This is a genomic window from Ruegeria sp. CRTD044, assembly GCF_059613485.1.
This window is the reverse complement of the sequence record NZ_JBXWSP010000019.1, coordinates 52,677-73,985: the sequence shown is the minus strand read 5'-3', so window position 1 is coordinate 73,985 and position 21,309 is coordinate 52,677. Positions and strand designations below refer to the sequence as shown.

20 protein-coding genes are annotated in these 21,309 nt (G+C 62.3%); 7 read left to right on the top strand and 13 right to left on the bottom strand.

Going from position 1 to position 21,309, the window contains the following annotated elements:
- The first annotated feature begins 3 nt into the window (after positions 1 to 3).
- A complete protein-coding gene (mnmC2, locus tag AC2FNL_RS16575) occupies positions 4 to 669 on the top strand; it encodes a tRNA (5-methylaminomethyl-2-thiouridine)(34)-methyltransferase MnmC2 (RefSeq protein WP_496834363.1) in 666 nt (221 codons plus the stop codon).
- Complete coding sequence (locus tag AC2FNL_RS16570) at positions 666 to 1,535, top strand: DMT family transporter (RefSeq protein WP_496834361.1); 870 nt, start codon at positions 666 to 668, stop codon at positions 1,533 to 1,535. Before mnmC2 ends, AC2FNL_RS16570 begins: the two co-directional genes overlap by 4 nt.
- Here AC2FNL_RS16570 and AC2FNL_RS16565 read toward each other — a convergent pair.
- Positions 1,509 to 3,482, bottom strand: a complete 1,974-nt coding sequence (locus AC2FNL_RS16565) for a lytic transglycosylase domain-containing protein (RefSeq protein ID WP_170341362.1) — start codon at positions 3,480 to 3,482, stop codon at positions 1,509 to 1,511. The genes AC2FNL_RS16570 and AC2FNL_RS16565 overlap by 27 nt on opposite strands.
- A gap of 133 nt (positions 3,483 to 3,615) precedes the next feature.
- On the opposite strand from AC2FNL_RS16565, the gene dapA reads away from it, so the two are divergent.
- Positions 3,616 to 4,488, top strand: coding sequence for a 4-hydroxy-tetrahydrodipicolinate synthase (gene dapA / locus AC2FNL_RS16560; RefSeq protein ID WP_496834360.1), 873 nt, complete (start codon positions 3,616 to 3,618; stop codon positions 4,486 to 4,488).
- A gap of 74 nt (positions 4,489 to 4,562) precedes the next feature.
- Here the strand turns inward: dapA and AC2FNL_RS16555 are convergent, their stop codons facing one another.
- The 6 genes from AC2FNL_RS16555 to pdxR form a co-directional block, all read right to left on the bottom strand.
- Entirely contained in the window at positions 4,563 to 5,435 is an 873-nt protein-coding gene (locus tag AC2FNL_RS16555; protein WP_496834359.1) for a dimethyl sulfoxide reductase anchor subunit family protein, read from the bottom strand.
- A 1-nt stretch (position 5,436) separates the two neighbouring features.
- Positions 5,437 to 6,186 carry a 4Fe-4S dicluster domain-containing protein gene (locus AC2FNL_RS16550; RefSeq protein ID WP_093964299.1) on the bottom strand — a complete coding sequence of 250 codons (750 nt, stop codon included), beginning with the start codon at positions 6,184 to 6,186 and terminating at the stop codon, positions 5,437 to 5,439.
- 112 nt (positions 6,187 to 6,298) lie between these two features.
- Positions 6,299 to 9,118 carry a molybdopterin oxidoreductase family protein gene (locus tag AC2FNL_RS16545; protein ID WP_496834357.1) on the bottom strand — a complete coding sequence of 940 codons (2,820 nt, stop codon included), beginning with the start codon at positions 9,116 to 9,118 and terminating at the stop codon, positions 6,299 to 6,301.
- Positions 9,119 to 9,208: 90 nt separating this feature from the next.
- On the bottom strand, positions 9,209 to 10,216 hold the full coding sequence (pta, locus tag AC2FNL_RS16540) for a phosphate acetyltransferase (protein WP_496834355.1): 1,008 nt from the start codon (positions 10,214 to 10,216) through the stop codon (positions 9,209 to 9,211).
- 21 nt (positions 10,217 to 10,237) lie between these two features.
- Positions 10,238 to 12,013 (bottom strand): sulfoacetaldehyde acetyltransferase, encoded by a 1,776-nt coding sequence (gene xsc, locus AC2FNL_RS16535; RefSeq protein ID WP_093964302.1) that lies wholly within the window; start codon positions 12,011 to 12,013, stop codon positions 10,238 to 10,240.
- Positions 12,014 to 12,138: 125 nt separating this feature from the next.
- Positions 12,139 to 13,599 (bottom strand): MocR-like pyridoxine biosynthesis transcription factor PdxR, encoded by a 1,461-nt coding sequence (pdxR, locus tag AC2FNL_RS16530; RefSeq protein WP_496834354.1) that lies wholly within the window; start codon positions 13,597 to 13,599, stop codon positions 12,139 to 12,141.
- Between the two features lie 134 nt (positions 13,600 to 13,733).
- Here pdxR and AC2FNL_RS16525 point away from each other — a divergent pair, with 134 nt between their 5' ends.
- Complete coding sequence (locus AC2FNL_RS16525; protein ID WP_496834353.1) at positions 13,734 to 14,042, top strand: ArsR/SmtB family transcription factor; 309 nt, start codon at positions 13,734 to 13,736, stop codon at positions 14,040 to 14,042.
- On the top strand, positions 14,035 to 15,063 hold the full coding sequence (locus AC2FNL_RS16520) for a permease (protein WP_093964305.1): 1,029 nt from the start codon (positions 14,035 to 14,037) through the stop codon (positions 15,061 to 15,063). The genes AC2FNL_RS16525 and AC2FNL_RS16520 overlap by 8 nt, the downstream gene beginning before the upstream one ends.
- Before the next feature lie 41 nt (positions 15,064 to 15,104).
- Here the strand turns inward: AC2FNL_RS16520 and AC2FNL_RS16515 are convergent, their stop codons facing one another.
- Both AC2FNL_RS16515 and AC2FNL_RS16510 read right to left on the bottom strand, forming a co-directional pair.
- A complete protein-coding gene (locus AC2FNL_RS16515; RefSeq protein ID WP_093964306.1) occupies positions 15,105 to 15,494 on the bottom strand; it encodes a hypothetical protein in 390 nt (129 codons plus the stop codon).
- A gap of 50 nt (positions 15,495 to 15,544) precedes the next feature.
- Positions 15,545 to 16,306: a DUF1013 domain-containing protein gene (locus tag AC2FNL_RS16510; protein ID WP_093964307.1), complete on the bottom strand. Its 762-nt coding sequence runs from the start codon at positions 16,304 to 16,306 to the stop codon at positions 15,545 to 15,547.
- A gap of 130 nt (positions 16,307 to 16,436) precedes the next feature.
- Between AC2FNL_RS16510 and AC2FNL_RS16505 the strand changes: the two genes are divergently transcribed.
- On the top strand, positions 16,437 to 17,078 hold the full coding sequence (locus AC2FNL_RS16505) for a ribonuclease T2 family protein (protein WP_496834352.1): 642 nt from the start codon (positions 16,437 to 16,439) through the stop codon (positions 17,076 to 17,078).
- Here the strand turns inward: AC2FNL_RS16505 and AC2FNL_RS16500 are convergent.
- On the bottom strand, positions 17,075 to 17,563 hold the full coding sequence (locus AC2FNL_RS16500) for a hypothetical protein (protein ID WP_093964309.1): 489 nt from the start codon (positions 17,561 to 17,563) through the stop codon (positions 17,075 to 17,077). The two genes, AC2FNL_RS16505 and AC2FNL_RS16500, sit on opposite strands and share 4 nt — an antisense overlap.
- Before the next feature lie 196 nt (positions 17,564 to 17,759).
- On the opposite strand from AC2FNL_RS16500, the gene AC2FNL_RS16495 reads away from it, so the two are divergent.
- Positions 17,760 to 18,257, top strand: a complete 498-nt coding sequence (locus AC2FNL_RS16495; RefSeq protein WP_496834350.1) for a lactoylglutathione lyase family protein — start codon at positions 17,760 to 17,762, stop codon at positions 18,255 to 18,257.
- Positions 18,258 to 18,328: 71 nt separating this feature from the next.
- On the opposite strand, the gene recR is transcribed toward AC2FNL_RS16495, so the two are convergent.
- From recR to AC2FNL_RS16480, 3 genes are all read right to left on the bottom strand, one after another.
- Positions 18,329 to 18,922: a recombination mediator RecR gene (gene recR / locus AC2FNL_RS16490; RefSeq protein ID WP_170341385.1), complete on the bottom strand. Its 594-nt coding sequence runs from the start codon at positions 18,920 to 18,922 to the stop codon at positions 18,329 to 18,331.
- 46 nt (positions 18,923 to 18,968) lie between these two features.
- Positions 18,969 to 19,313 (bottom strand): YbaB/EbfC family nucleoid-associated protein, encoded by a 345-nt coding sequence (locus tag AC2FNL_RS16485; protein ID WP_005980576.1) that lies wholly within the window; start codon positions 19,311 to 19,313, stop codon positions 18,969 to 18,971.
- An 86-nt stretch (positions 19,314 to 19,399) separates the two neighbouring features.
- Positions 19,400 to 21,154 carry a DNA polymerase III subunit gamma/tau gene (locus tag AC2FNL_RS16480; RefSeq protein ID WP_496834348.1) on the bottom strand — a complete coding sequence of 585 codons (1,755 nt, stop codon included), beginning with the start codon at positions 21,152 to 21,154 and terminating at the stop codon, positions 19,400 to 19,402.
- Between the last annotated feature and the right edge of the window lie 155 nt (positions 21,155 to 21,309).

Genomic DNA, 21,309 nt, shown 5'->3' with positions numbered 1-21,309 from the left:
CCGATGGCAGACCAGCGCGCCAAATTGTCGTGGAGGGATGAGACAGTCCCTGTTTCTGATCGTTTCGACGACCCCTATTTCAGCCTTCAGAACGGGCTGGAGGAGACCCGTCATGTCTTTTTGCTGGGCAACGATCTGCCCGCGCGCTTTGCCCCCGGCTTTCACATCGCCGAGCTGGGATTCGGAACCGGACTGAACATGCTGACCGCTTGGTCGGAATGGGAGAAGTCCGGACAATCGGGTCCGCTGACGTTCACCAGTTTCGAAGCCTTTCCAATGGCCCCTGCCGACATGAAACGCGCGCTTGCGGCCTTTCCCGAGCTGGCGCCTTGGGCCGACCGGTTCCTTGACCGATGGCAGGGTGGCGGCTGTGATTTGGACACGCTGCGTCTGACCGTGATCGAAGGTGATGCCCGCCAGACCCTGCCCCTTTGGGACGGGCTTGCCGATGCCTGGTTCCTGGATGGGTTCTCGCCCGCCAAGAACCCCGAGCTGTGGCAGCCGGAACTGATGCGGCAAGTGGCGACCCATACCGCGCCCGAAGGGACGGCTGCCACCTATACCGCAGCCGGGTTCGTGCGGCGTGGGTTGCAGGATGCCGGGTTTTCGGTATCCCGCGCGCCGGGATACGGCCGCAAACGGCACATGACGCGGGCGACCAAGGCATGACCCAGACAAACAACGTGCGGGCGGGTATTGCGCTGATGATCGCGGCCACGATCGTGTTTGCGCTGCAGGACGGCATCTCGCGTCATCTGGCTGGCACGTACAACACCTACATGGTGGTCATGCTGCGATACTGGTTCTTTGCGGCCTTCGTGATTGCCTTGGCGGCACGTGCATCCGGCGGTCTGGCGGCCGCGGCCCGGACCAGGCAACCGGGCCTGCAGATCCTGCGCGGCCTGCTGCTTGCCGGCGAGATCTGCGTCGCCGTCTACGGCTTTACCATTCTCGGACTGATCGAGAGCCAGGCGGTGTTCATCTGTTATCCTCTTCTGGTCGCCGCGCTCAGCGGGCAGGTGCTGGGCGAGAAGGTCGGCTGGCGGCGCTGGTCGGCCATCGGGGTCGGATGCGTTGGCGTGCTGATCATTCTGCAGCCCGGCATGGGCGTCTTCAATCCGTGGGCAGTGATCCCCCTGATCTCGGCGCTGATGTTTGCGTTCTACGGTCTGCTGACCCGCTATGCCGCGCGTCAGGACAGCACCGCAACCAGCTTCTTCTGGACCGGGATCGTGGGAGCATTGGTCATGACCTGCATCGGCCTGTGGTTCTGGGAGCCGATGGTACCGCGGGATTGGTTCTGGATGGGGCTGCTGTGCATCACCGGTGTTCTGGGGCATTGGCTGCTGATCAAGTGCTACGAGATGGCCGAGGCCAGCGCCGTACAGCCCTTTGCCTATTTCCACCTGATGTGGAGCGCAATCCTGGGCATCACGATCTTTGACGAGACCCTGCGCCCCGCGGTGGTCGCGGGGGCGGGGCTGGTGGTGGCGGCGGGTCTGTTCACCCTATGGCGCGAACGCAGACAGGGTTGATCCGACCAACTCCTGCGAGAAGGGGATCGGCAGCGCGGGTTTGCCCAGCCTTGCGCGGTAGACGGGCAGGCTTTCGGTCACCCGCATCACATAGTTGCGGGTCTCGTTGAATGGGATCGTCTCGATCCAGTCGACGATATCCACTGCGCCCGTTCGCGGGTCGCCGTAGCGGTCCATCCATGATTTCGGGCGATTGGGGCCGGCATTGTAACCTGCGGCCATCATCACGACGTTGCCGTTGAATTCGTCAGCCAGCCCGGCCAGATAATTTGCCCCCAGTTTGGCGTTGTATCGCCAATCCGAGGTCAAACGTCCCGTCTGATGGCCGCTGAGAATGCCCAGTTCCTGCGCGACCAGCTTGGCGGTCGCAGGCATCACCTGCATCAGGCCGCGCGCGCCGGCACCGCTGATTACAACCGGGTCGAATTCGCTTTCCCGACGGGCGATGGCCAGGGTCATTTCCTTGGCCATGGGCAATCCGATATCCGCAACGGGATGGACCGGGTAATACGCCGCAGGCAATACCACGCCATTCGTCGCGGCCCGTTTGGCGATCATCACCGCCAAGTGCGGCTCCTTCAACTCGACCGCCAGATCACCCAGCTGGCCGGCCTGCACCGGATCCAGGCTTTCGACCAGGTGCGTCAGGAACCGTTCGCCCAATTCCGGCTCACCAGCTCGTATCAGCAGCAGCCCCGCCTCAAGCACACTGGACTTGGCGAACTCGGCCTGTTTCCAATGGGGCGCCCGGCGCGGGTTGGCCAAGTCGCTGTCAAATGGCCGTCCGATCTGTTCTGCAGCTAACAGGCCATAGAACGAGGTCTGGTAGTCGGCGCCGATTGCATAAGCCTCATAGGCTTTCTCGGCGTTTCCGGTGGCAGCGTAGGCCCGGCCCAGCCAATACCCGCCCCGACCCATCGAGATCGGAGACTTCACGGCCCCCAGGAAGTTCTGGAAATGCCGAACCGCTGTGGCCGGGTCGTTCAGCTTGCGCAACGCCAGGAAACCCGACAGCCACTCAAGGTCGGCATAACCATACCCCATCTCGGGTGTCATGTGGTGATTGGCGGCGATGGCATAGGCCCGGTTCGCATCACCCTGACGCATTTCCAGCCGAGCCAGCCTGCGCCGCCCTTCGGCCCACTTGTCGGGTTCGCCCAGCGCCTGTGGGCTGGTCGAGCGCGCCAGCATCAGGTCAATGGCGCTGTCGTCCAGCTCTTTGCGGTCCCGCCATACGAACCGGTCAAAGGCCAGCCCCGGATCATCGGCAAGCGCCTTCGGAACGGCGGCAACCTTGCCATCCACGCCGGGTTGGCGCTTTTGCAGGGCGATCCGCGCTTCGGCCAGTTTGCGGTAGTCTTCGCTGACCAGTGGCAGCATCTGGGTCGAGCTGATCAGATGGCCATCCCACAGCATCCGGTCCAGACGAGCCTCGTGATGCGGTTTCAGCAATGACCCGAAGTTCTGAACGTAGTCCTGCTGCAGGCCCGAACCCATCGGCATCGTCCGCCAGGCAGTGACGATATCCGCCTCGGCCTCACCGGTCCGGCCTTTGGCCTTCAGTGCCACGGCATAGTTCAGAGCTCCTTCGGCGGTCTGTGGCGGGTTGTCCTTGTAGAACTTCAGCACCCGGTCCGGGTCCGCGCCGGTAAAGGACGGCTCGCTTTTGCGGCGCAGCCAGGCAAGGCCCGGCCAATCGGGCCGCCGGTCCAGAAAGACCAGAACATCGCCCGAACTGCCAAACCCTTGGCGCAGCCAGTGCCACACGATGATGTCGCGCGCGACCGAGCCGCGGGTGCCGGCCACGCGCAAGGCGGCGTTCCAGTCGCCTTTGCGCATTTCGGACATTGCGGCCCGAAGATCGGATACCGCATCGGCCCGCACGCCCTGAGTTTGAAGCGTCAAAGCTAGAATCATCGTCGCGATCAGCGACAGAATCCGTGTCATCCCTTGCATTTCCCGACCAACCGAGGATACAGCCATTCAGGATAAACCTTGCGCCGCCGGGATCAACTCAAGAAACCTAAATTCGTGTCGGCCCGCGACGCACATCACACGATTGAACCTCAAGGAGCGTTCCATGTTCAAAGGCTCGATGCCAGCTCTCGTCACCCCGTTCCGCAACGGCGAGTTGGACTTGGATACGCTCAAACAATTGGTGGAATGGCAGATTGCCGAAGGGTCGACCGGTCTGGTGCCCGTCGGCACGACCGGCGAGAGCCCGACGCTGAGCCACGAGGAACACGAAACCGTAGTGGCCGAGGTGGTCAAGGCCGCCGCGGGGCGCGTGCCGGTAATTGCCGGGGCCGGGTCGAACAACACGGTCGAGGCCATCCGGTTCGTGCGATTCGCACAGAAAGTGGGTGCGGATGCGGCATTGGTCGTCACGCCTTATTACAACAAGCCGACTCAGAAAGGCTTGTTGTCCCATTTTCGGGCGCTGCATGACTGTGCGGATATCCCGATCATCATCTACAACATTCCGGGTCGCTCGGTCATCGACATGAACCCGGATACCATGGGTGCGCTGGCGCAGCTGCCTCGGATCATCGGTGTCAAAGACGCCACGGGCGATCTTGCCCGCGTCAGCCAGCAGCGCGCTGCCTGCGGCAAAGACTTCTACCAGCTTTCGGGTGAGGACGCGACAGCCCTGGGTTTCAACGCCCATGGTGGCGTCGGCTGTATCTCGGTCACCGCAAACGTGGCCCCGAAGCTGTGTGCCCAGTTCCAGCAGGCGACCCTGTCCGGCGACTATGCGACGGCGCTGGAGTATCAGGATCGGTTGATGCCGCTGCACGAAGCCATATTCATCGAACCGGGCCTGGTGGGTGCGAAATACGCGCTCAGCAAACTGGGACGCTGCACCGAAGAAGTGCGGTCGCCGCTGACGACGCTGGAAAACAGCACAAAGGCCGCGATTGATTCCGCGATGGAGCATGCGGGCCTGATCTGATCAGAGGCGTTCCGAAAGAAAATGGGCGGTGTCCGGGAGAACCGGCACCGCCCTTTTCTTGTTTGCAGGGTGACTTAGCGCTTGCCGTAGTACAGCCCGACCACATGTTCAGCCTGGGCAAAGAACAGCCAGCGCGAAGTTGCGATACCCGCCATATGAGACAGCACCGCCAGCGCTCCGACCAGGTGGTTGAACGGTAGGATCAACAGACCGACGGGAACCACGAAGGCCAAGGCAAAGGAAATGGCCCGCAGCTTGTCTGCGTGTTTGCGTCCGACAACGTGAACAAATTCGCGCAGCAGATAGTTGGTTCCTGTATGCGGCGGTTCAAACGCGCGGACAGAACCCCTGTCGCCAAGACCAGTTGCCGTACCAAGATTGGTTCCCGAGTTGGCCAAGGCCTGATCGCCCGAACGCCAGTACAGGATCTGAACCAGCGCGGCGATCAACAGCAGCGGGATCGCAAACGCGGTCTGCCCCGCCAAAAGCGCGCCGCCAGCCACGCTGAAGCTCAGAAACATCATGGGCGTCAGCGTCAGGTTCCACCGCGGGATCGTCTTGAGTTGCGTGTAGATCATCGAGGTGGTGAAAACGGTCGCCAATGAGAGCAGCGAACCGATCAGACCCAGACCGGACCAGCGTTGGTTCAGAAAGATCACACCGATCGCGTAGAGCCCCATGACCAACAGGGCCAGAACTGCGCACCAGCCCTCGCGGCTGAGCCAGCTTGTCTTCCATTGGGTGAACGCCTTGAGGGCGCGCTCGGGGTGGCCGAGGTGAAAGGTCGAGGCCATGAGCCCACCCACGGACAGCGCATAGGCGATGGCGAAGAACACGAAGGCCACCCAGCCCGAGACATTCGGAAAGCCGAGGCCCAGGAAAAACAGCAGGCCGAAGCCCAGCCCCGACAGGGTGGTGAACAGGATGACGGAAGGTGCGGGATGCATGTCAGAGCTTCTCCAATGCCTTGTCCAGCCAGCCAAGGAAGCCCTTCGGCTCGTCGGCGACCGGCGCCAGCAGGGGCGCCAGGATGTCGATCTGCTCTTCGACCGTATCCTTGGGGCGGGGTGGCAGGTATTTGTTGACCGGTTTGGTGCCCATTTCGGGCATCAGATCCATTCCGCCGCGCTCGGCCACCAGTTGGCTGACCTCGCTGTCGGGGTCGCCCAGGTCACCGAAATGGCGGGCACCCGCGGGGCAGGTCCGCACGCAGGCGGGAACGCGGTCTTCCTCGGGCAGGTTGTCGTTGTAGATGCGATCGACGCACAGGGTGCATTTCTTCATGACGCCCTCTGCGGCGTCCAGTTCGCGCGCGCCATAGGGGCAGGCCCAGGCGCACAGGCCACAGCCGATGCAGTCGCTTTCGTTGACCAGCACGATCCCGTCCTCGACCCGCTTGTAACTGGCGCCGGTGGGGCAGACGGTGACGCAGGGGGCATCCTCGCAATGCAGGCAGGATTTGGGGAAATGGATCAGCTGGGCGGCACCTTCGGCCGGCTGAACCTCGTAGGAGTGCACCCGGTTCAGGAATGTGCCCGAGGGGTCGGCGCCATAGGCGTCCTGATCGGACAGGGGCGCGCCGTAGTTCTCGGTGTTCCAGCCCTTGCAGGAGATCACGCAGGCATGACAGCCGACGCAGGTATCCAGGTCAATGACCAGGCCCATTTTTCGCTCGGTGGATTGGGGAAGTTGGGTCATGGCGTCTGCTCTTTGTCGAGGGCCGGGGCCGACAGGGGGCCAGCCCCCTCCTGAGCCACTCGGCTCAATTCATCCCCGGAGTATTGCGGGCCAAATGGAGTGTGGCGCTGGGTCATTTGCCAACCTTCCATGCAAGATGCTTGGGGCCGGTGCCGACCGGAGACTTGATCGGCGGGAATTCCGGTTGGCTTTGGGCGTCTGCCGATGCTTCGGCTTTTTCGATCTTGACCTTGAGGTCAAACCACGCGGCCTGTCCCGTGATCGGGTCGGAATTGGCCCAGCGCAGACCGTCGCCCTTGGGCGGCAGCAGTTCGTGGATTAGATGGTTGAGCAGAAAGCCCTTGGTCGCCTCGGGTGCGTCGGGCCGCAACGCCCATGCCCCTTTGCGTTTGCCGATGGCGTTCCATGTCCAGACGGTGTTGTCGTTCAACGCCGCCATTTCCATCACCGGAACAGTGATTTCTCCGTGCGGAGAACTGACTTTGGCCCAATCCCCGTCCTTCAGTCCGTGTTCGCGCATCAGCTTGGTGGGAACATAAAGCGGGTTGCGCCCGTGCAGTTGCCGCAACCAGGCATTCTGGGTGCCCCAGCTGTGATACATCGCCATGGGGCGCTGGGTCAGGGCGTTGACGGTAAAGCCCTCGTTTCCAGTCTGGTCGGTTTCGTACCAAATGGGCAGTGGATCCATTTTTTGTCTGATCTGGTCGCGCAGGTGGTCGGGAGGCTGGCGGTCACCATGACCTTCTGCAGCCAGCTGGAACTTGCGCATCGGTTCGGAATAGAGCTGGAACAGGTAGGGTTGCGGGCTGTCATACAGGCCCATTCCCACTGCCCAGTCCTGATAGGCGGCGTTCCAGGGTTTGTAGAACAGGGCCTCGTCCGGAATGTGTTCCAGGTAGAAGCCGCCATTCTCGATATATCGGTCCAGTTGGTTCGGGTTCACGTCGCCCCGACCCACCTGCGAGCCATCTGCGCCGCGGAACCCAGCCAGCGGGCCGATTCCGGGCTTGCGCTGATGGTTGACCATGTAGTCGGCGTAGTCCGTGTATTTGGCCGAGCCGTCCTCATCCGTGAAACCCGGCAGACCCAGCTTGTTGGCCAGTTGGATCAGCACCGTCTGAAATCCGCGCACATCCCTATCGGGCTCGATCACCGGCCAGCGGATCGCATCTGCGGCTCCGTCGGCCTCGCAGATCGGGCGGTCGAGGAGCGAGATGCAGTCATGGCGCTCCAGATAGGTCGTGTCGGGCAGGATCAGGTCGGCATAGGCCACCATTTCCGAGGAATAGGCATCGGAGTAGATGATCCGCGGGATCACATAGTCTCCGTTGTCATCCTTGTCCGTCAGCATCTCGATCACGCCCTTGGTGTTCATGGTCGAGTTCCAGGACATGTTGGCCATGTACATGAACAGCGTGTCGATCTTGTAGGGATCGCCCGCGTGAGCGTTCGAGATCACCATGTGCATCAGCCCGTGGCTGGACATCGGGTTTTCCCAGGTAAAGGCCTTGTCGATGCGCGCCGGGCTGCCATCGGCCTTCAGGGCCAGATCTTCGGGGCCGCGCACGAAACCCAGATGCGGGCCGTCCAGGGGCGAGTTTGGCGTGACCTTGCAATGGGGGGTCGGGTGCGCTTCGACTGGCTTCGGATAGGGCGGCTTGAAGCGGAACCCACCCGGGACTTCGACCGTGCCAAGCAGGATCTGCAGCACGTGCAGCGCACGGCAGGTCTGAAACCCGTTGGCATGGGCCGAAACGCCGCGCATCGCGTGCATGGCCACCGGGCGGCCGATCATCTTGTTGTGCTTTTCGCCGCGGAAATCGGTCCATTCCTGGTCCAGCTCGAACGCTTCGTCAAAGGCGACGCGCGCCAGCTCGCCAGCGATGGCGCGGATGCGGCTGGCGGGTACGCCGCATTCCTCGGCCACCGCGTCGGGGGCAAATTCGTCGCTGAGGTATTTTTCCGCCATCAGGTGGAAGACGGGCCGGTGGGTGACGCCATCCTTGTCATAGGTGGCGGTCAGGTCAGGCCGGACGCCCGGTTTGTCGAAAGCCGTCGGTTGCCCGGTGACCCGGTCGATCACCAGCGGCTTGCCGTCAGCGTCCCGCAGAAACAGGCCCTTTTCAGGGCCTTCGGCGGCATTCACCAGGACAGGGGCGTTGGTATAGCGGCTCAGGTAATCCAGGTCGATCTTGCCGGCCTTCATCAACACATGGATCAGCGACAGGATGAACAGACCGTCGGTGCCGGGCGTGATGCCGACCCAGTCATCGGCCACTGCGTTGTAGCCGGTGCGGATCGGGTTCACCCCGATCACGCGGGCACCGCGCGCCTTGATCTTGCCGATGCCCATCTTGATCGGGTTGCTGTCATGGTCCTCGGCCACGCCGAACAGCATGAACAGCTTGGTGCGGTCCCAATCGGGCTGGCCGAATTCCCAGAACGCGCCGCCCATCGTGTAGATGCCGCCGGCCGCCATGTTGACCGAGCAGAAACCGCCATGGGCCGCATAGTTGCAGGTGCCGAAATTCTGGGCCCAGAAGCTGGTGAAGGACTGCGACTGGTCGCGGCCGGTGAAAAAGGCCAGTTTCTCGGGGTTGTCCTCGCGCAGCGGCTTGAGCCAGCCGACGGCGATGTCCAACGCTTCGTCCCAGCTGATTTCCTCGAACTCACCCGACCCGCGCGGACCCACCCGCTTGAGCGGAGCGCGCAGGCGTGACGGGGCGTTGACCTGCATGATGCCCGCACTGCCCTTGGCGCACAGAACACCCTTGTTCACCGGGTGGTCACGGTTGCCCTCGATATATGCGACCTTGCCATCCTTCATGTGGACGTTGATCCCGCACCGGCAGGCACACATGTAGCAGGTTGTCTTGCGAACCTCGTCCGAGACCTTGGGGGACGTGTCGAGGATTGGCTGCTGATGGGTCATTTGCGGATCCAGTCGTTTGCGTCGGGACGAACTTGTCACTTTCAGCCCGGATTTAGAATACTGTTCTGACGATGGCGCCAGATTTGATGGTCATGTTCCCAATGCCTGCAGCACGGTCACGGCGATCATCTGTTCTACATCCTCGGCGCTGCAGCCCCGGGACAGATCATTCGCCGGTCGGGCCAGACCCTGCAGCACCGGACCGATCGCCATGTATCCACCGATCCTCTGGGTGATTTTGTAGCTGATGTTTCCCGCGTCCAGATTGGGAAAGATCATGACGTTGGCCTTGCCGGCCACAGTCGATCCAGGAGCCTTTTTCTGGCCGACGGGGGGGTGGAAAGCCGCGTCGAATTGCAGCTCGCCGTCGACATGCAGCTCGGGATGCTGTTCGCGCAAAAGGCGCGTTGCCTCGGTAACCTTGTCGACACCGGGATGTCTTGCGCTGCCTTTGGTCGAAAAGCTCAGCATCGCCAGCGACGGCTGTTCCCGCAGGATGGCCCGGGCCGACTGGGCCGAGGCCGCCGCGATAAGGGCCAGTTCCGATGCGGTCGGATCAATCACGAGCCCGCAATCGGAAAACAGCATCGCGCGCGCATCAGGGCCGCCCGGATCCGGCGGGTACATCAGGAAAAACGAGGACACCAATCCGGCATCCGGGGCCAGGCCGATCACCTGAATCGCCGTACGGACCACCTCACCGGTCGTGTGGACAGCGCCACCGACCGTTCCCGTGGCACTGCCCGTCCGGACCAGCATGGCCGCGTAGACCAAGGGCGTTTCGGCGGCGGACCGGGCCGACACCGCATCCACGCCCTTGTGCCGGCGCAGATCGTGGTAGACGGCCGCGAACTCCTCGGTCAGCGGCGACTCGGTCGGGTCATGGATGGAAAGGTCATCGCCCGATGCGGCGCCCTGCGCCAGCAACTCGGCTTCGATTTCTGTCCGCGGACCGACAAGGATGATGTCGGACAGCCCTGCGGACCGGGCGGCAAGCGCCCCCGCAACGATGCGGGGATCACTGCCTTCGCTCAGTGCAACGACTGGCCGGATTGCCGGAGCTTGCTGACGCAACAACTCGATGGGTGTCAGGGTCATCCGCTCCAGCTCCGTTTCCGCTCAGACCTGCTGCGGCACCATGTCGTCGGCCGAAATACCGGCCACCGCCACAGGCTTTTTCATAGCGTCGCGGCGGAACGGCTCACCCAGTTCCTGGTTGATCAGGGCTTCGATCAGGGTGGTGATGCCGTTTTTCTGGTCTTCGATGGCCTGGTTCAGAGCGGCGGTCAGCTCGTCCATGGTGCGGGCGACAACACCCTTAAGGCCGCAGGCTTGGGCTATGCCGGCATAGGACACTTTGGTGTCCAGTTCGGTGCCCACGAAATTGTCGTCGAACCACAGGGTCGAGTTGCGCTTTTCCGCGCCCCACTGGTAGTTGCGGAACACGATCTGTGTCACGGCAGGCCATTCCTCGCGGCCGATGGCGGTCAGCTCGTTCACCGCGATGCCGAAGGCGCCGTCGCCGGCAAAACCCACTACGGGCACGTCCGGGCAGCCGATCTTGGCGCCGACGATGGCGGGCAGGCCATATCCGCATGGTCCGAACAGGCCGGGGGCCAGATACTTGCGACCTTCCTCAAAGGACGGGTAGGCGTTGCCGATGGCGCAGTTGTTGCCGATGTCCGAGCTGATGATGGCTTCTTTCGGCAGCGCGGCCTGAATGGCGCGCCATGCCATGCGGGGGCTCATCCAGTCGGGCTTGGCCGCGCGTGCGCGTTCGTTCCAGCTGGTGCCTGGATCGTCGTCCTCGTGGTCCATGCTGCTGAGCTGCTGGGCCCAACGCGACTTCTTCTCGGCAATCTTGGCCTTGCGTTCGGCGCGGCCCTCGTCTCCGGCCGTGTCGCTCAGCTGCGCCAGGATGCCATTCGCCACCTTGGCCGCGTCGCCGACGATACCGACCGAGACCTTCTTGGTCAGGCCGATCCGGTCGGGGTTGATGTCGACCTGGATGATCTTGGCGTCAGCCGGCCAGTATTCCATGCCATAGCCCGGCAGGGTCGAGAACGGGTTCAGGCGCGTGCCGAGGCACAGGACCACGTCGGCTTCCTTGATCAGCTCCATCGCTGCCTTGGACCCGTTGTAGCCCAGCGGGCCGGCAAACAGCGGATGGCTGCCGGGGAAGGCGTCGTTGTGCTGGTAGCCGACGCAAACCGGCGCATCCAGACGCTCGGCCAGAGCCTTGGAGGCCTCGATGCCGCCTTTGGCCAACACCACGCCCGCTCCGTTCAGGATCACGGGATTCTTGGCGTTCGACAGCAGTTCGGCGGCCTTTGCGACTGCGGTTTCACCGCCTGCGGGACGCTCGAAATCGACGACCGCGGGCAGTTCGACGTCAATGACCTGAGTCCACATGTCACGCGGGATGTTGATTTGGGCCGGGGCGCTGGCGCGCTTGGCCTTCATGATCACGCGGTTCAGAACCTCGGTGACGCGGGATGGATCGCGGACCTCTTCCTGATACGCGACCATGTCCTCGAACAGTTTCATCTGCTCGACTTCCTGGAAACCACCCTGACCGATGGTCTTGTTCGCCGCCTGCGGTGTGACCAGCAGCAGCGGTGTGTGGTTCCAGTAGGCGGTTTTGACGGCAGTGACGAAGTTGGTGATGCCGGGGCCGTTCTGCGCGATCATCATCGACATCTTGCCGGTGGCGCGGGTGTAGCCGTCGGCCATCATGCCGGCGCTACCTTCATGAGCGCAGTCCCAGAACATGATTCCGGCCTTGGGGAACAGGTCCGAGATCGGCATCATGGCCGAGCCGATGATCCCGAACGCGTGTTCGATACCGTGCATCTGCAGAACCTTAACAAAGGCCTCTTCTGTCGTCATTTTCATTTGGACGCTCTCCAAGCAATGGTGGAAACGGTCAGGCGATACGCCTTGGCTTGCCATTGGTTTTGGCGCAACGGGGGCATCTGGGTTAGGGCCAGACACGGCGCCGGAGTAGGTCCAGTGTGGCTTCAGCAGGCCCGGATCGCGGCCGCAACCCGTTCGATTCCCGCGGGTATCCGGTCAGCCGAAATCGAGGAATACCCGAGGCGGTAATAGTTCCTGGGCCGATCCGGGCCCGAGAAGAACGCAGCGCCGGGCTCGATATGAACACTCTGATTCTGCAGCGTTTTCGCCAGTTCTGCCGTGTCGACATGGTCCGGTGCCTTCATCCACATCGACGATCCACCAAAGACGCCGCGCCCGGCCACGGTCAACCCGTTCGCCTCGATCGCGTCCTCGATCGTCTTGCGCCGCTGCATCAGAGCCTTGGACATACGCCGTATCTGGGCGTCATAGTGCCCGAGCGACAGGAAATAGGCCGCCGTTCGCTGGATATGGCCGGGTGGGTGTCGGAAAACGAGTGACCGCAGCGCACGAGCCTCGCGGATGAACGGTTCGGATCCGACCATGTACCCCAGCCGCAACCCCGGGAACAACGACTTGGAAAAGCTGCCCACGTAGACCACACGCCCGTCCTTGTCCAAAGACTTGAGCGCCGGTGACGGGGCACCCAGAAAGGCCATCTCGAACTCATAGTCATCTTCGACGATCATCGCGTCCAGTTCGCGGGCGCGTTTCAACAGGTCGTGACGCCGGGCGACGGGCATTGTCGCAGTTGTCGGACATTGGTGGCTGGGCGTGGTGTAGATCACATCGGTGCCGTCCGGGATGGACTCGGGCGGCAACCCATCCTTGTCCACCCGCAATGGTGTCATCGAGGCATCCGAGCAGCGCATAAGTTCGTGCAGAGCGTAGTAGCTGGGATCCTCGATCGCAGCCATTCGCCCATGGCCCAGAAGAATGCGCGAGGTCAGCCACAGGGCGTTCTGAGCGCCCAGCGTGATCAGAATTTCCTCGGGCCGTGCAGCGATACCGCGGCGGGGCAACGTGTGGCGAGCGATGAACTCGATCAGCAATGGATCGTCCTGATCCACGTAGTCGCCGGTCAGCGAGTCGAAATCCTTGTGGCCAAGGGCCCGAACGGCGCAGAGGCGCCAGTTCGCATGATCAAACAGGGTGCGGTCGGCCTGGCCGTAGATGAACGGATAGCTGTATTCCCGCCAATCCGGTGGCTTGGCCAGAAAATCACCGTCGGAAAAACGGCGGGCCAGTGCGGCGTCCCAGTTGACGGTTTCTTCGCTGCGCTGAATCGGTGTGTATTTCGGCGGCACTGGCGCGTTCTGCGACACGTAGTACCCGGACCGGCCTTTGGCCGTCAGATAGTCATTTGCCAGCAACTCGGTATAGGCCAGCGTCACGGTGATGCGGCTGACACCCAGATGCGCGGCCAGTTTGCGCGACGACGGCAGTTTCTCACCGACATGAAAGCGGCCTGACAGGATGCCCTCGGCAATCATCTGCTGGATCTGCGCCTGCAGAGTGCCCTGACCGCCCGGTTTCAGAAAGAAGGTTTCGACCGAAATTCCCATGCCTCGTTATATGTTGGACTTAAATGCAGGGCAATCTGGACTTATTCAGGATGAACGGAAATTTACCCATACGGTTGACACGGGCATAGCTCATCACTAAGAAACTAGAAATCTAGTTTAATGGAGATAACCAAATGTGGGAAAAAGCTGCTGCAGGGTTTTCCGCGATGGGGTCCGAGGCGCGATTGCAGGTGCTCAAGACCCTTGTACGGGCCGGACAGGCGGGTCTGACGGTCGGGGCAATCCAAAGCCGGACTGGGATGGCACCGTCCACCCTGGCTCATCACCTGCGTTTCTTGGCGGCAGGCGGCGTGGTCGAGCAGGAGAAATCCGGGCGGACCACAATCAACCGTGCATGTTTCGATGAATTGAGATCACTGGCGCAGTTCATCCTCAGCGAATGCTGCGCGGATGAATCCAGAAAGGTTGCCAACGATGGCTGAATTGACCCAATCCCCGAAGGCCGTTGGTCAAACCTTGTCCGGTCTGCTGAAGACACCTTGGGCCCTGATCGTGGCGATCCTTGTGCTTGTGGCCATTCTGGACCCAGGCAATTGGGTGAACGTCACGACTTTTGCAGCCAAGGCTCTGGTGCACACCGGTCAGTACATCCTGTTTGCAGTGCTGTTGCTGTCCTACCTCAAGGCCAGCGGGGCCGAGACTATGGTTGCCCGGGCCTTCGAGGGCCGCGAAACCCGGATGATCCTGCTGGCCGCATTGTTTGGCGGGTTGGCTCCGTTCTGCTCTTGCGAGGTGATTCCGTTCATCGCGGGCCTGCTTGCGTTGGGTGCGCCCTTGTCAGCGGTGATGGCCTTCTGGCTAAGCTCGCCGTTGATTGACCCGCCCACGCTTTTGATTACGGCGGGCGCATTGGGCTGGCCGTTTGCGATCGGCAAAGCCGTTGCAGCCGTGGCACTGGGATTGTTCGGCGGGTTCGCGGTGCGTTTTCTCATGCGTCAGGGTGCCTTTGCCCAACCTCTGCGCCACTATGAACCGGCCGGATGCTGTGGCTGCGGTCCGAAGAAAGACACGCTGCTTTGGCGCTTTTGGCAAGAGCCTGAACGCCGCGTCCGGTTCCGTCGGGAATTCGTGCAGAACGGCCTGTTCCTGCTGAAGTGGCTCGCTCTGGCCTATGTGCTCGAGGCGCTGCTGGTCAGCTATGTTCCGGCTGATCTGATCGCGCGGCTGGTCGGTGGCGAGGGTGCCTTGCCGATCGTGATCGCCGCCTTTGTCGGGATGCCGGCCTACCTGAATTCGTATGTCGCGCCGCCGCTTCTGGCCGGCCTGATGGAGCAGGGGATGAGCGCGGGCGCCGCGATGTCGTTCATGATCGCCGGGGCCGTCAGTTCCATTCCGGCCATGGCGGCTGTCTGGTCTCTGGTCAAACCCCGTGTGTTCGCAGCCTACATCGGGCTTGGGATCAGCGGAGCTATTGCAGCCGGGATCCTGTTCCAGCTTTTGTAAGAAGAAAACCGCCCGGAGTATTCTCCGGGCGGTTCTGCAAATCAGCTTGCGCCGCAGTTGCTTGGCAATTTGAACCGATAGCGCGGTTCGCCGCTGTCCACGTAAACCCGTTTTTCCACACAGGCCGTGGTTCCGACACTGCGCGCGATCGGCGCCTCGGTCGCGGTGATTGAAGTTGCCGATCCGTCCGGCAATCGAACCGACGCGATGACCCCGTTCTTGAGATCACCATTGATCGGTGTGGCCGACAGCACGGGAACGGTCAGAAACGCTTCGTGTTCGTGTTTCCCATCGCCGCTGAACAGCAGCAGACCGGCAGCTACGGCGATAACGGCCACGCCGCCCAGAATGGCCAGTCCCTTTGTTTTTGCGAAAGCGTAAATCGAAACCGCCCGGTGCGGCCCGAAGATAGACGATAGAATGTTCAGCATGGTCCAGTTCCAAAAAGGCCCCGGTCCATCGGACCGGGGCCAGCACAGTGTCAGTTGCGCAGGTCGTCCTCGTCGTCTTCTTCGGCGCCGCCCTTGGGCAGGTTGAAGAAGCTGTCGGCATCCACCACTGCTTCGTCTTCTTTTTCCTCGTCGCCGTCATCGGACAGCGAGAAGGTTTCCAGCCCCTCGATCGCCGTGGGGATCTTGGGAGCGGCATCCATTTCCAGCGACTGTTCGGTCGAGACCAGCTTGCGGCGCTCGTCATCGCTCATGACGCCACCTTCGGCGGCCTTCTTGGCAGCGGCTTTCTGGACGGCGGCATCCAGTTCCGACTGTTTGCACAGGCCCAGCGCGACCGGGTCGATCGGCTGCATATTGGCGATGTTCCAGTGGGTGCGCTCGCGGATCGACTGGATCGTGGGCTTGGTGGTTCCAACCAGTTTGGCGATCTGGCCATCGGTCAGCTCCGGGTGGAACTTGACCAGCCACAGGATCGAGTTCGGTCGGTCCTGACGCTTGGACAGCGGCGTGTAGCGCGGACCGCGGCGCTTTTCCTCGCCGGCGGCGGCCGGGTTGAACTTGAGCTTCAGCTTGTGCAGCGGATCTTTCTCGGCCTTGTCGATCTCTTCCTGAGTCAGCTGGTTGTTAGCGATCGGGTCGAACCCCTTGACGCCTGCCGCCACATCGCCATCAGCGATGCCTTGCACTTCCAACTCGTGCATGCCCACGAAATCCGCGATCTGCTTGAAGCTGATCGTGGTATTGTCCACCAGCCAAACGGCGGTTGCCTTGGCCATCAGGGGTTTTGCCATCAGCCCGTCTCCTTTGAATACATCTGTCCCGTCGCCGGAATTCGGCGGCCCCGTGTTCTTGGGGCAGGTTTCCGTTGTCGGGGAACTTGGCCCGTATATAGTCGTGCAGATGCAAGAAGGGAAGAGGCGAATGCGCTGGGCGTTATTGGGGCTGCTGGTGTGGATTTTGGGCGCGACGGCCGCGCTGGCCGATGGCGAGAAGTCGGGCGTGTTCGACTATTACGTCCTGTCGCTGAGCTGGTCGCCCAACTGGTGCGCCCGCGAAGGCGACGCGCGCGGATCCGACCAGTGCGATGCGCGCCACGATCACGGCTGGATCCTGCACGGATTGTGGCCGCAATATCACCAGGGCTGGCCGTCCTATTGCCCGACAGCCAAAGCACCGCCGTCCCGCGCGATGACCCGACAGATGGAAGATATTCAAGGCAGTTCGGGCCTGGCCTGGCACCAGTGGAAGAAACACGGCACCTGTTCGGGCCTGTCTGCGGTGGACTATTACGCGTTGTCCCGGCAAGCCTATAACCGCATCACCCGACCGCCGGTGTTTCGCAAATTGGACAAAGCCGTGAAACTGCCGGCGCGCGTGGTCGAGGATGCCTTCCTCAGTGCCAATCCAGGGCTCGAGTCGGACATGATCACCGTCACTTGCAAGCACGGTTACATCGAAGAAGTGCGCATCTGTCTGTCACGTGATCTGGACCCGGTGCCCTGTGGGCGGGACGTGATCCGGGACTGCACCGCTTCGGATGCGTTGTTCGATCCAATTCGCTAGAGCTTCTTGTTCTGGCAGTCCCGCGCATAGTCCAATGCCTTGGCGGTGCCTTTCAGATCGATCGCCAAAACTCGCTCGCCCGCGGGGTTGTAGATCGTCATCGTCTTGTTCTGGGCGATGGCAGTAACAAAGTTCCGGTCGGTGAAGAACACGGTCGCACCGGGCACCCGATCCTGCTTGAACCCGATGGCTGTGGCGTCAAAGCTCTTGCCGTCCAGCTCGAACCGGATCGGATAGGATTTGCCGGGTTCGATATCGCCCCAGCCCTTGTGGAAAACGGTGAAATAGCCCCGATTGTCCAGCGCATCATAGCCCAGGCGCACCACGGACAGGTCCTGATACACCGTCTGTATCAGGCAGCCATTGCCCAGATTGGGGTCCATCATGATGTTCCAGCCTTCGACGAACCCCTTGTCGACCAGTTGCTGTGACCAGGCGGAAGTGGCGGTGAAGGCGGCGAAGGTCAGGGCGAGAAGGCGTTTCATGGCGGGTTCCGATATCAAATGGGTCAGGCTAGGGGATAGTACACGGTGCGGTGTCGACGGAAAGATCATTCTAGGCCTCGGCTGCAGTGCATGATGATCTATGTGCATGGAACAACACGGCTTTGCCTTGCGGGGCGGGCGCTTGAAACCAGGACGTCGCAAAATACGTCTTGCTCAACAGACCAAGGAGCAAGCCATGCCTCAACATCCAAGAACATTCTCTCACATCGGGTTGTCCGTCCCGAACGTGGACGAAGCTGTGAAATTCTATTCCGAGGTTTTGGGATTTTACGTGATCATGCCGCCAACCGACGTGGTTGAGGATGACACGGACATCGGCGTGATGTGCACGGACGTGTTTGGCCCGAACTGGAAAAAACTGCGTATCGCGCATCTGGCGACCGCCGATCGTATCGGGATCGAGCTTTTTGAGTTTGATGGGAACTACGCGCCGGAAAACAACATCGACTTTCGCAGGAATGGAACGTTCCATTTCTGCGTCCAGGATCCTGATGTCGAAGGCTTGGTGGCAAAAATCGTGGCGGCCGGCGGGAAGCAACGCATGCCTATCCGGTACTACTACCCCGGCGAGAAACCCTACCGCATGGTCTATGTCGAGGATCCGTTCGGGATAGTCTTCGAGATCTACAGCCATTCCTATGAATTGACCTACTCTTCGGGTGCCTACACCTGACCGATGGGTAAAGCCGTACCTTGCAATCGAGGTGGGGCGAGAGCGTGCTGCTTGCAGGCAGCACGCGGCGGCTACAGTTCTTTACGCGCCCGCAGCGCTGCGGTGATCGTCCCGTCATCCAGATAGTCCAGCTCGCCCCCGATCGGCACGCCCTGCGCCAGCGAGGTCAGACGGACTTGGCCCTCCAGCTGATCGGCGATGTAATGGGCCGTTGTCTGGCCGTCGACGGTTGCGTTCAGGGCCAGGATCACTTCGGTGATGTTTTCGGCGGTCACCCGATCGCGCAGCCGGGGAATGCGCAGGTCTTCCGGGCCGACGCCGTCCAAAGCCGAGAGCGTTCCGCCCAGCACGTGGTAACGGCCCTTGAACACGCCCGCGCGTTCCATCGCCCACAGGTCGGCCACGTCTTCGACCACGCACAACTCTCCGGTGGCGCGGTCTTCGGAATTGCAGATGTCGCAGATGTCGGTGGTGCCCACATTGCCGCAGTTCAGGCATTCGCGCGCGGTGGCGGCGACCTGCTGCATGGCGTCCGACAACGGCGTCAGCAGCAGGGCGCGTTTGCGGATCAGGTGCAGCACCGCCCGCCGGGCCGAGCGCGGGCCCAGCCCCGGCAGTTTGGCCATCAGGTCGATCAGGGCGTCGATGTCACTGTTCGAACTCATGGCCTGTCCTGCGTGGCTTTGGCAGCGGGGGTTTGAGGGGCGACGATCAGAACGGCAGCTTGATGTCCGCCGGCAGACCCATGCTTTCGGTCAGCTTGGCCATTTCTTCCTGTGACCGCTCGGCCGCTTTGGTCTGCGCATCCTTGATGGCGGCCAGGATCAAGTCCTCGACCACTTCCTTGTCGTCGCTGTTGAAGATCGACGGGTCGATGTCCAGACCTTTCAGCTCGCCCTTGGCCGAGGCCGTGGCCTTGACCAGGCCCGCGCCGGATTCGCCGACGACCATGATGGTGTTCAGCTCTTCCTGCATCTGCGCCATCTTGGTCTGCAGTTCCTGCGCGGATTTCATCATCTTGGCCATGTCGCCCAGACCGCCGAGTCCTTTGAGCATCTGTATGTCTCCTGTCATTCGATTTGCGGCCTAAATACGGGCCGTCCGCGTCCTTCACAAGGGCAGCGCGCCTTCTGCGCGGATGATCAGTCTTCCTCGAACGGGTCCCATTCGTCTTCGACCTCGGGCAGGGCTTCGGTTTCGACCTTGGCGGCACGGTCCTCGGGGGTTTCGATCCGGGTGATGCGGGCCTTGGGGAACTGTGTCAGAACCGCTTGCACCAGGGGGTGTTCTTCGGCCTTGGCCTTCAGCGCCAGCTCGGCCGCGTCGCGCAGTTCGGCGATGGTGGGGGCGTCGCCGTCCGACACGATCGAGACCGCCCAGCGATTGCCGGTCCAGCGCTGCAGCGCCGACCCGAGCCGCGCGGCCAGGTCGGTGGGCGCCTTTTCGGTGGGCGTGAACTCGATCCGGCCCGGCTGGTACGAGACGAGGCGGACGCCGTTTTCGACCTCGACCAGCAGCTTCACGTCGCGGTTGGCGCGGATCAGCTCGACCACATGCTCGAAAGTTGGATAACGCGCCAGCGCGGTCTGCACGTCCTGAGCCAACGCCGCCGTCGGCGCACCGCCCGCACCGCGCGGGGCCGGCGCATGGGCCGAGGCCGTCGCGGTCACGGGCGGGGCGCTGTTTCCGGCGACCGGAACGCCGCCCCCCGGCCCGCCGACGGGCGGTGGAGGGCTGTCCTGAAGGCGCTTGATCAACTCTTCCGGGCTGGGCAGATCGGCCACATGGGTCAGGCGGATCACCGCCATTTCCGCGGCCATCATGGCGTTGGGGGCGGCCGAGACTTCCTCGAGCGCCTTCAGCAGCAACTGCCACATCCGGGTCAGCACCCGCATCGGCAGCGCCTCGGCCATCTGCTGTCCGCGGGTGCGCTCATCGGGTGAGACGGTGGGATCTTCTGCCGCGTCAGGGGTGATCTTCACCACCGAGACCCAATGCGTGATTTCGGCCAGATCGCGCAGCACCGCCAGCGGGTCGGCGCCCTCGGCATATTGCGCGCCCAGTTCGGTCAAGGCCCCGGCCGCATCGCCACGCAGGATCATGTCCATCAGGTCAAGAACGCGGCCCCGGTCGGCCAGTCCCAGCATCGCGCGCACCTGATCGGCGGTGGTTTCGCCGGCACCATGGCTGATTGCCTGGTCCAGCAGCGAGGTCGCATCCCGGGCCGAGCCTTCGGCGGCGCGGGTGATTAGGGCCAGCGCGTCATCCGAGATTTCCGCGCCCTCGGCGGTGGCGATCTTGCGCAGCAGGCCGATCATCACTTCGGGTTCGATCCGGCGCAGGTCGAACCGTTGGCAGCGCGACAGCACGGTGACCGGAACCTTGCGGATCTCGGTCGTGGCAAAGATGAACTTTACGTGTTCGGGCGGTTCCTCCAGCGTTTTCAGCAGCGCGTTGAAGGCGCTGGTCGACAGCATGTGGACTTCGTCGATGATGTAGATCTTGTAGCGCGCGCTGGCGGCGCGATAGCGCACGCTGTCGATGATCTCGCGGATGTCGCCCACGCCGGTGCGGCTGGCGGCGTCCATTTCCAGCACGTCCACATGGCGACCTTCCATGATGGCCACGCAATGCTCGCACTGGCCGCAGGGTTCGGTCGTTGGGCCGCCATTGCCGTCGGGGCCGATGCAGTTCATGCCCTTGGCGATGATCCGGGCCGTGGTCGTCTTGCCGGTGCCGCGGATGCCGGTCATGATGAAGGCCTGCGCGATCCGGTCCGCCTCGAACGCGTTTTTCAGCGTGCGCACCATGGCATCCTGACCGACCAGGTCGGCAAAGGTTTCCGGGCGGTATTTTCGGGCGAGAACCTGATAGGCGGGGCTGGACTGTGTGGTCATGTCTGCTCTGACGGATTCGTACTGACGATGCAGGGTAGAGTTCCCGGTGCCCCGCGTCCACAGCGCCGGTGCAGGTTTTTCGCTTTGGCGAGCGCGCGGTGTGAGGCATACTGCGCGGATCAAGTTCAATCAGCCAGTTTCGGGGGGAACGTCTG

Bases quoted from the DNA above. Each gene is read 5' to 3' on its own strand.
- mnmC2 (WP_496834363.1), top strand. From the start codon at position 4: ATGGCAGACCAGCGCGCCAAATTGTCGTGGAGGGATGAGACAGTCCCT.
- AC2FNL_RS16570 (WP_496834361.1), top strand. From the start codon at position 666: ATGACCCAGACAAACAACGTGCGGGCGGGTATTGCGCTGATGATCGCG.
- AC2FNL_RS16565 (WP_170341362.1), bottom strand. From the start codon at position 3,482: ATGACACGGATTCTGTCGCTGATCGCGACGATGATTCTAGCTTTGACG.
- dapA (WP_496834360.1), top strand. From the start codon at position 3,616: ATGTTCAAAGGCTCGATGCCAGCTCTCGTCACCCCGTTCCGCAACGGC.
- AC2FNL_RS16555 (WP_496834359.1), bottom strand. From the start codon at position 5,435: ATGCATCCCGCACCTTCCGTCATCCTGTTCACCACCCTGTCGGGGCTG.
- AC2FNL_RS16550 (WP_093964299.1), bottom strand. From the start codon at position 6,186: ATGACCCAACTTCCCCAATCCACCGAGCGAAAAATGGGCCTGGTCATT.
- AC2FNL_RS16545 (WP_496834357.1), bottom strand. From the start codon at position 9,118: ATGACCCATCAGCAGCCAATCCTCGACACGTCCCCCAAGGTCTCGGAC.
- pta (WP_496834355.1), bottom strand. From the start codon at position 10,216: ATGACCCTGACACCCATCGAGTTGTTGCGTCAGCAAGCTCCGGCAATC.
- xsc (WP_093964302.1), bottom strand. From the start codon at position 12,013: ATGAAAATGACGACAGAAGAGGCCTTTGTTAAGGTTCTGCAGATGCAC.
- pdxR (WP_496834354.1), bottom strand. From the start codon at position 13,599: ATGGGAATTTCGGTCGAAACCTTCTTTCTGAAACCGGGCGGTCAGGGC.
- AC2FNL_RS16525 (WP_496834353.1), top strand. From the start codon at position 13,734: ATGTGGGAAAAAGCTGCTGCAGGGTTTTCCGCGATGGGGTCCGAGGCG.
- AC2FNL_RS16520 (WP_093964305.1), top strand. From the start codon at position 14,035: ATGGCTGAATTGACCCAATCCCCGAAGGCCGTTGGTCAAACCTTGTCC.
- AC2FNL_RS16515 (WP_093964306.1), bottom strand. From the start codon at position 15,494: ATGCTGAACATTCTATCGTCTATCTTCGGGCCGCACCGGGCGGTTTCG.
- AC2FNL_RS16510 (WP_093964307.1), bottom strand. From the start codon at position 16,306: ATGGCAAAACCCCTGATGGCCAAGGCAACCGCCGTTTGGCTGGTGGAC.
- AC2FNL_RS16505 (WP_496834352.1), top strand. From the start codon at position 16,437: ATGCGCTGGGCGTTATTGGGGCTGCTGGTGTGGATTTTGGGCGCGACG.
- AC2FNL_RS16500 (WP_093964309.1), bottom strand. From the start codon at position 17,563: ATGAAACGCCTTCTCGCCCTGACCTTCGCCGCCTTCACCGCCACTTCC.
- AC2FNL_RS16495 (WP_496834350.1), top strand. From the start codon at position 17,760: ATGCCTCAACATCCAAGAACATTCTCTCACATCGGGTTGTCCGTCCCG.
- recR (WP_170341385.1), bottom strand. From the start codon at position 18,922: ATGAGTTCGAACAGTGACATCGACGCCCTGATCGACCTGATGGCCAAA.
- AC2FNL_RS16485 (WP_005980576.1), bottom strand. From the start codon at position 19,313: ATGCTCAAAGGACTCGGCGGTCTGGGCGACATGGCCAAGATGATGAAA.
- AC2FNL_RS16480 (WP_496834348.1), bottom strand. From the start codon at position 21,154: ATGACCACACAGTCCAGCCCCGCCTATCAGGTTCTCGCCCGAAAATAC.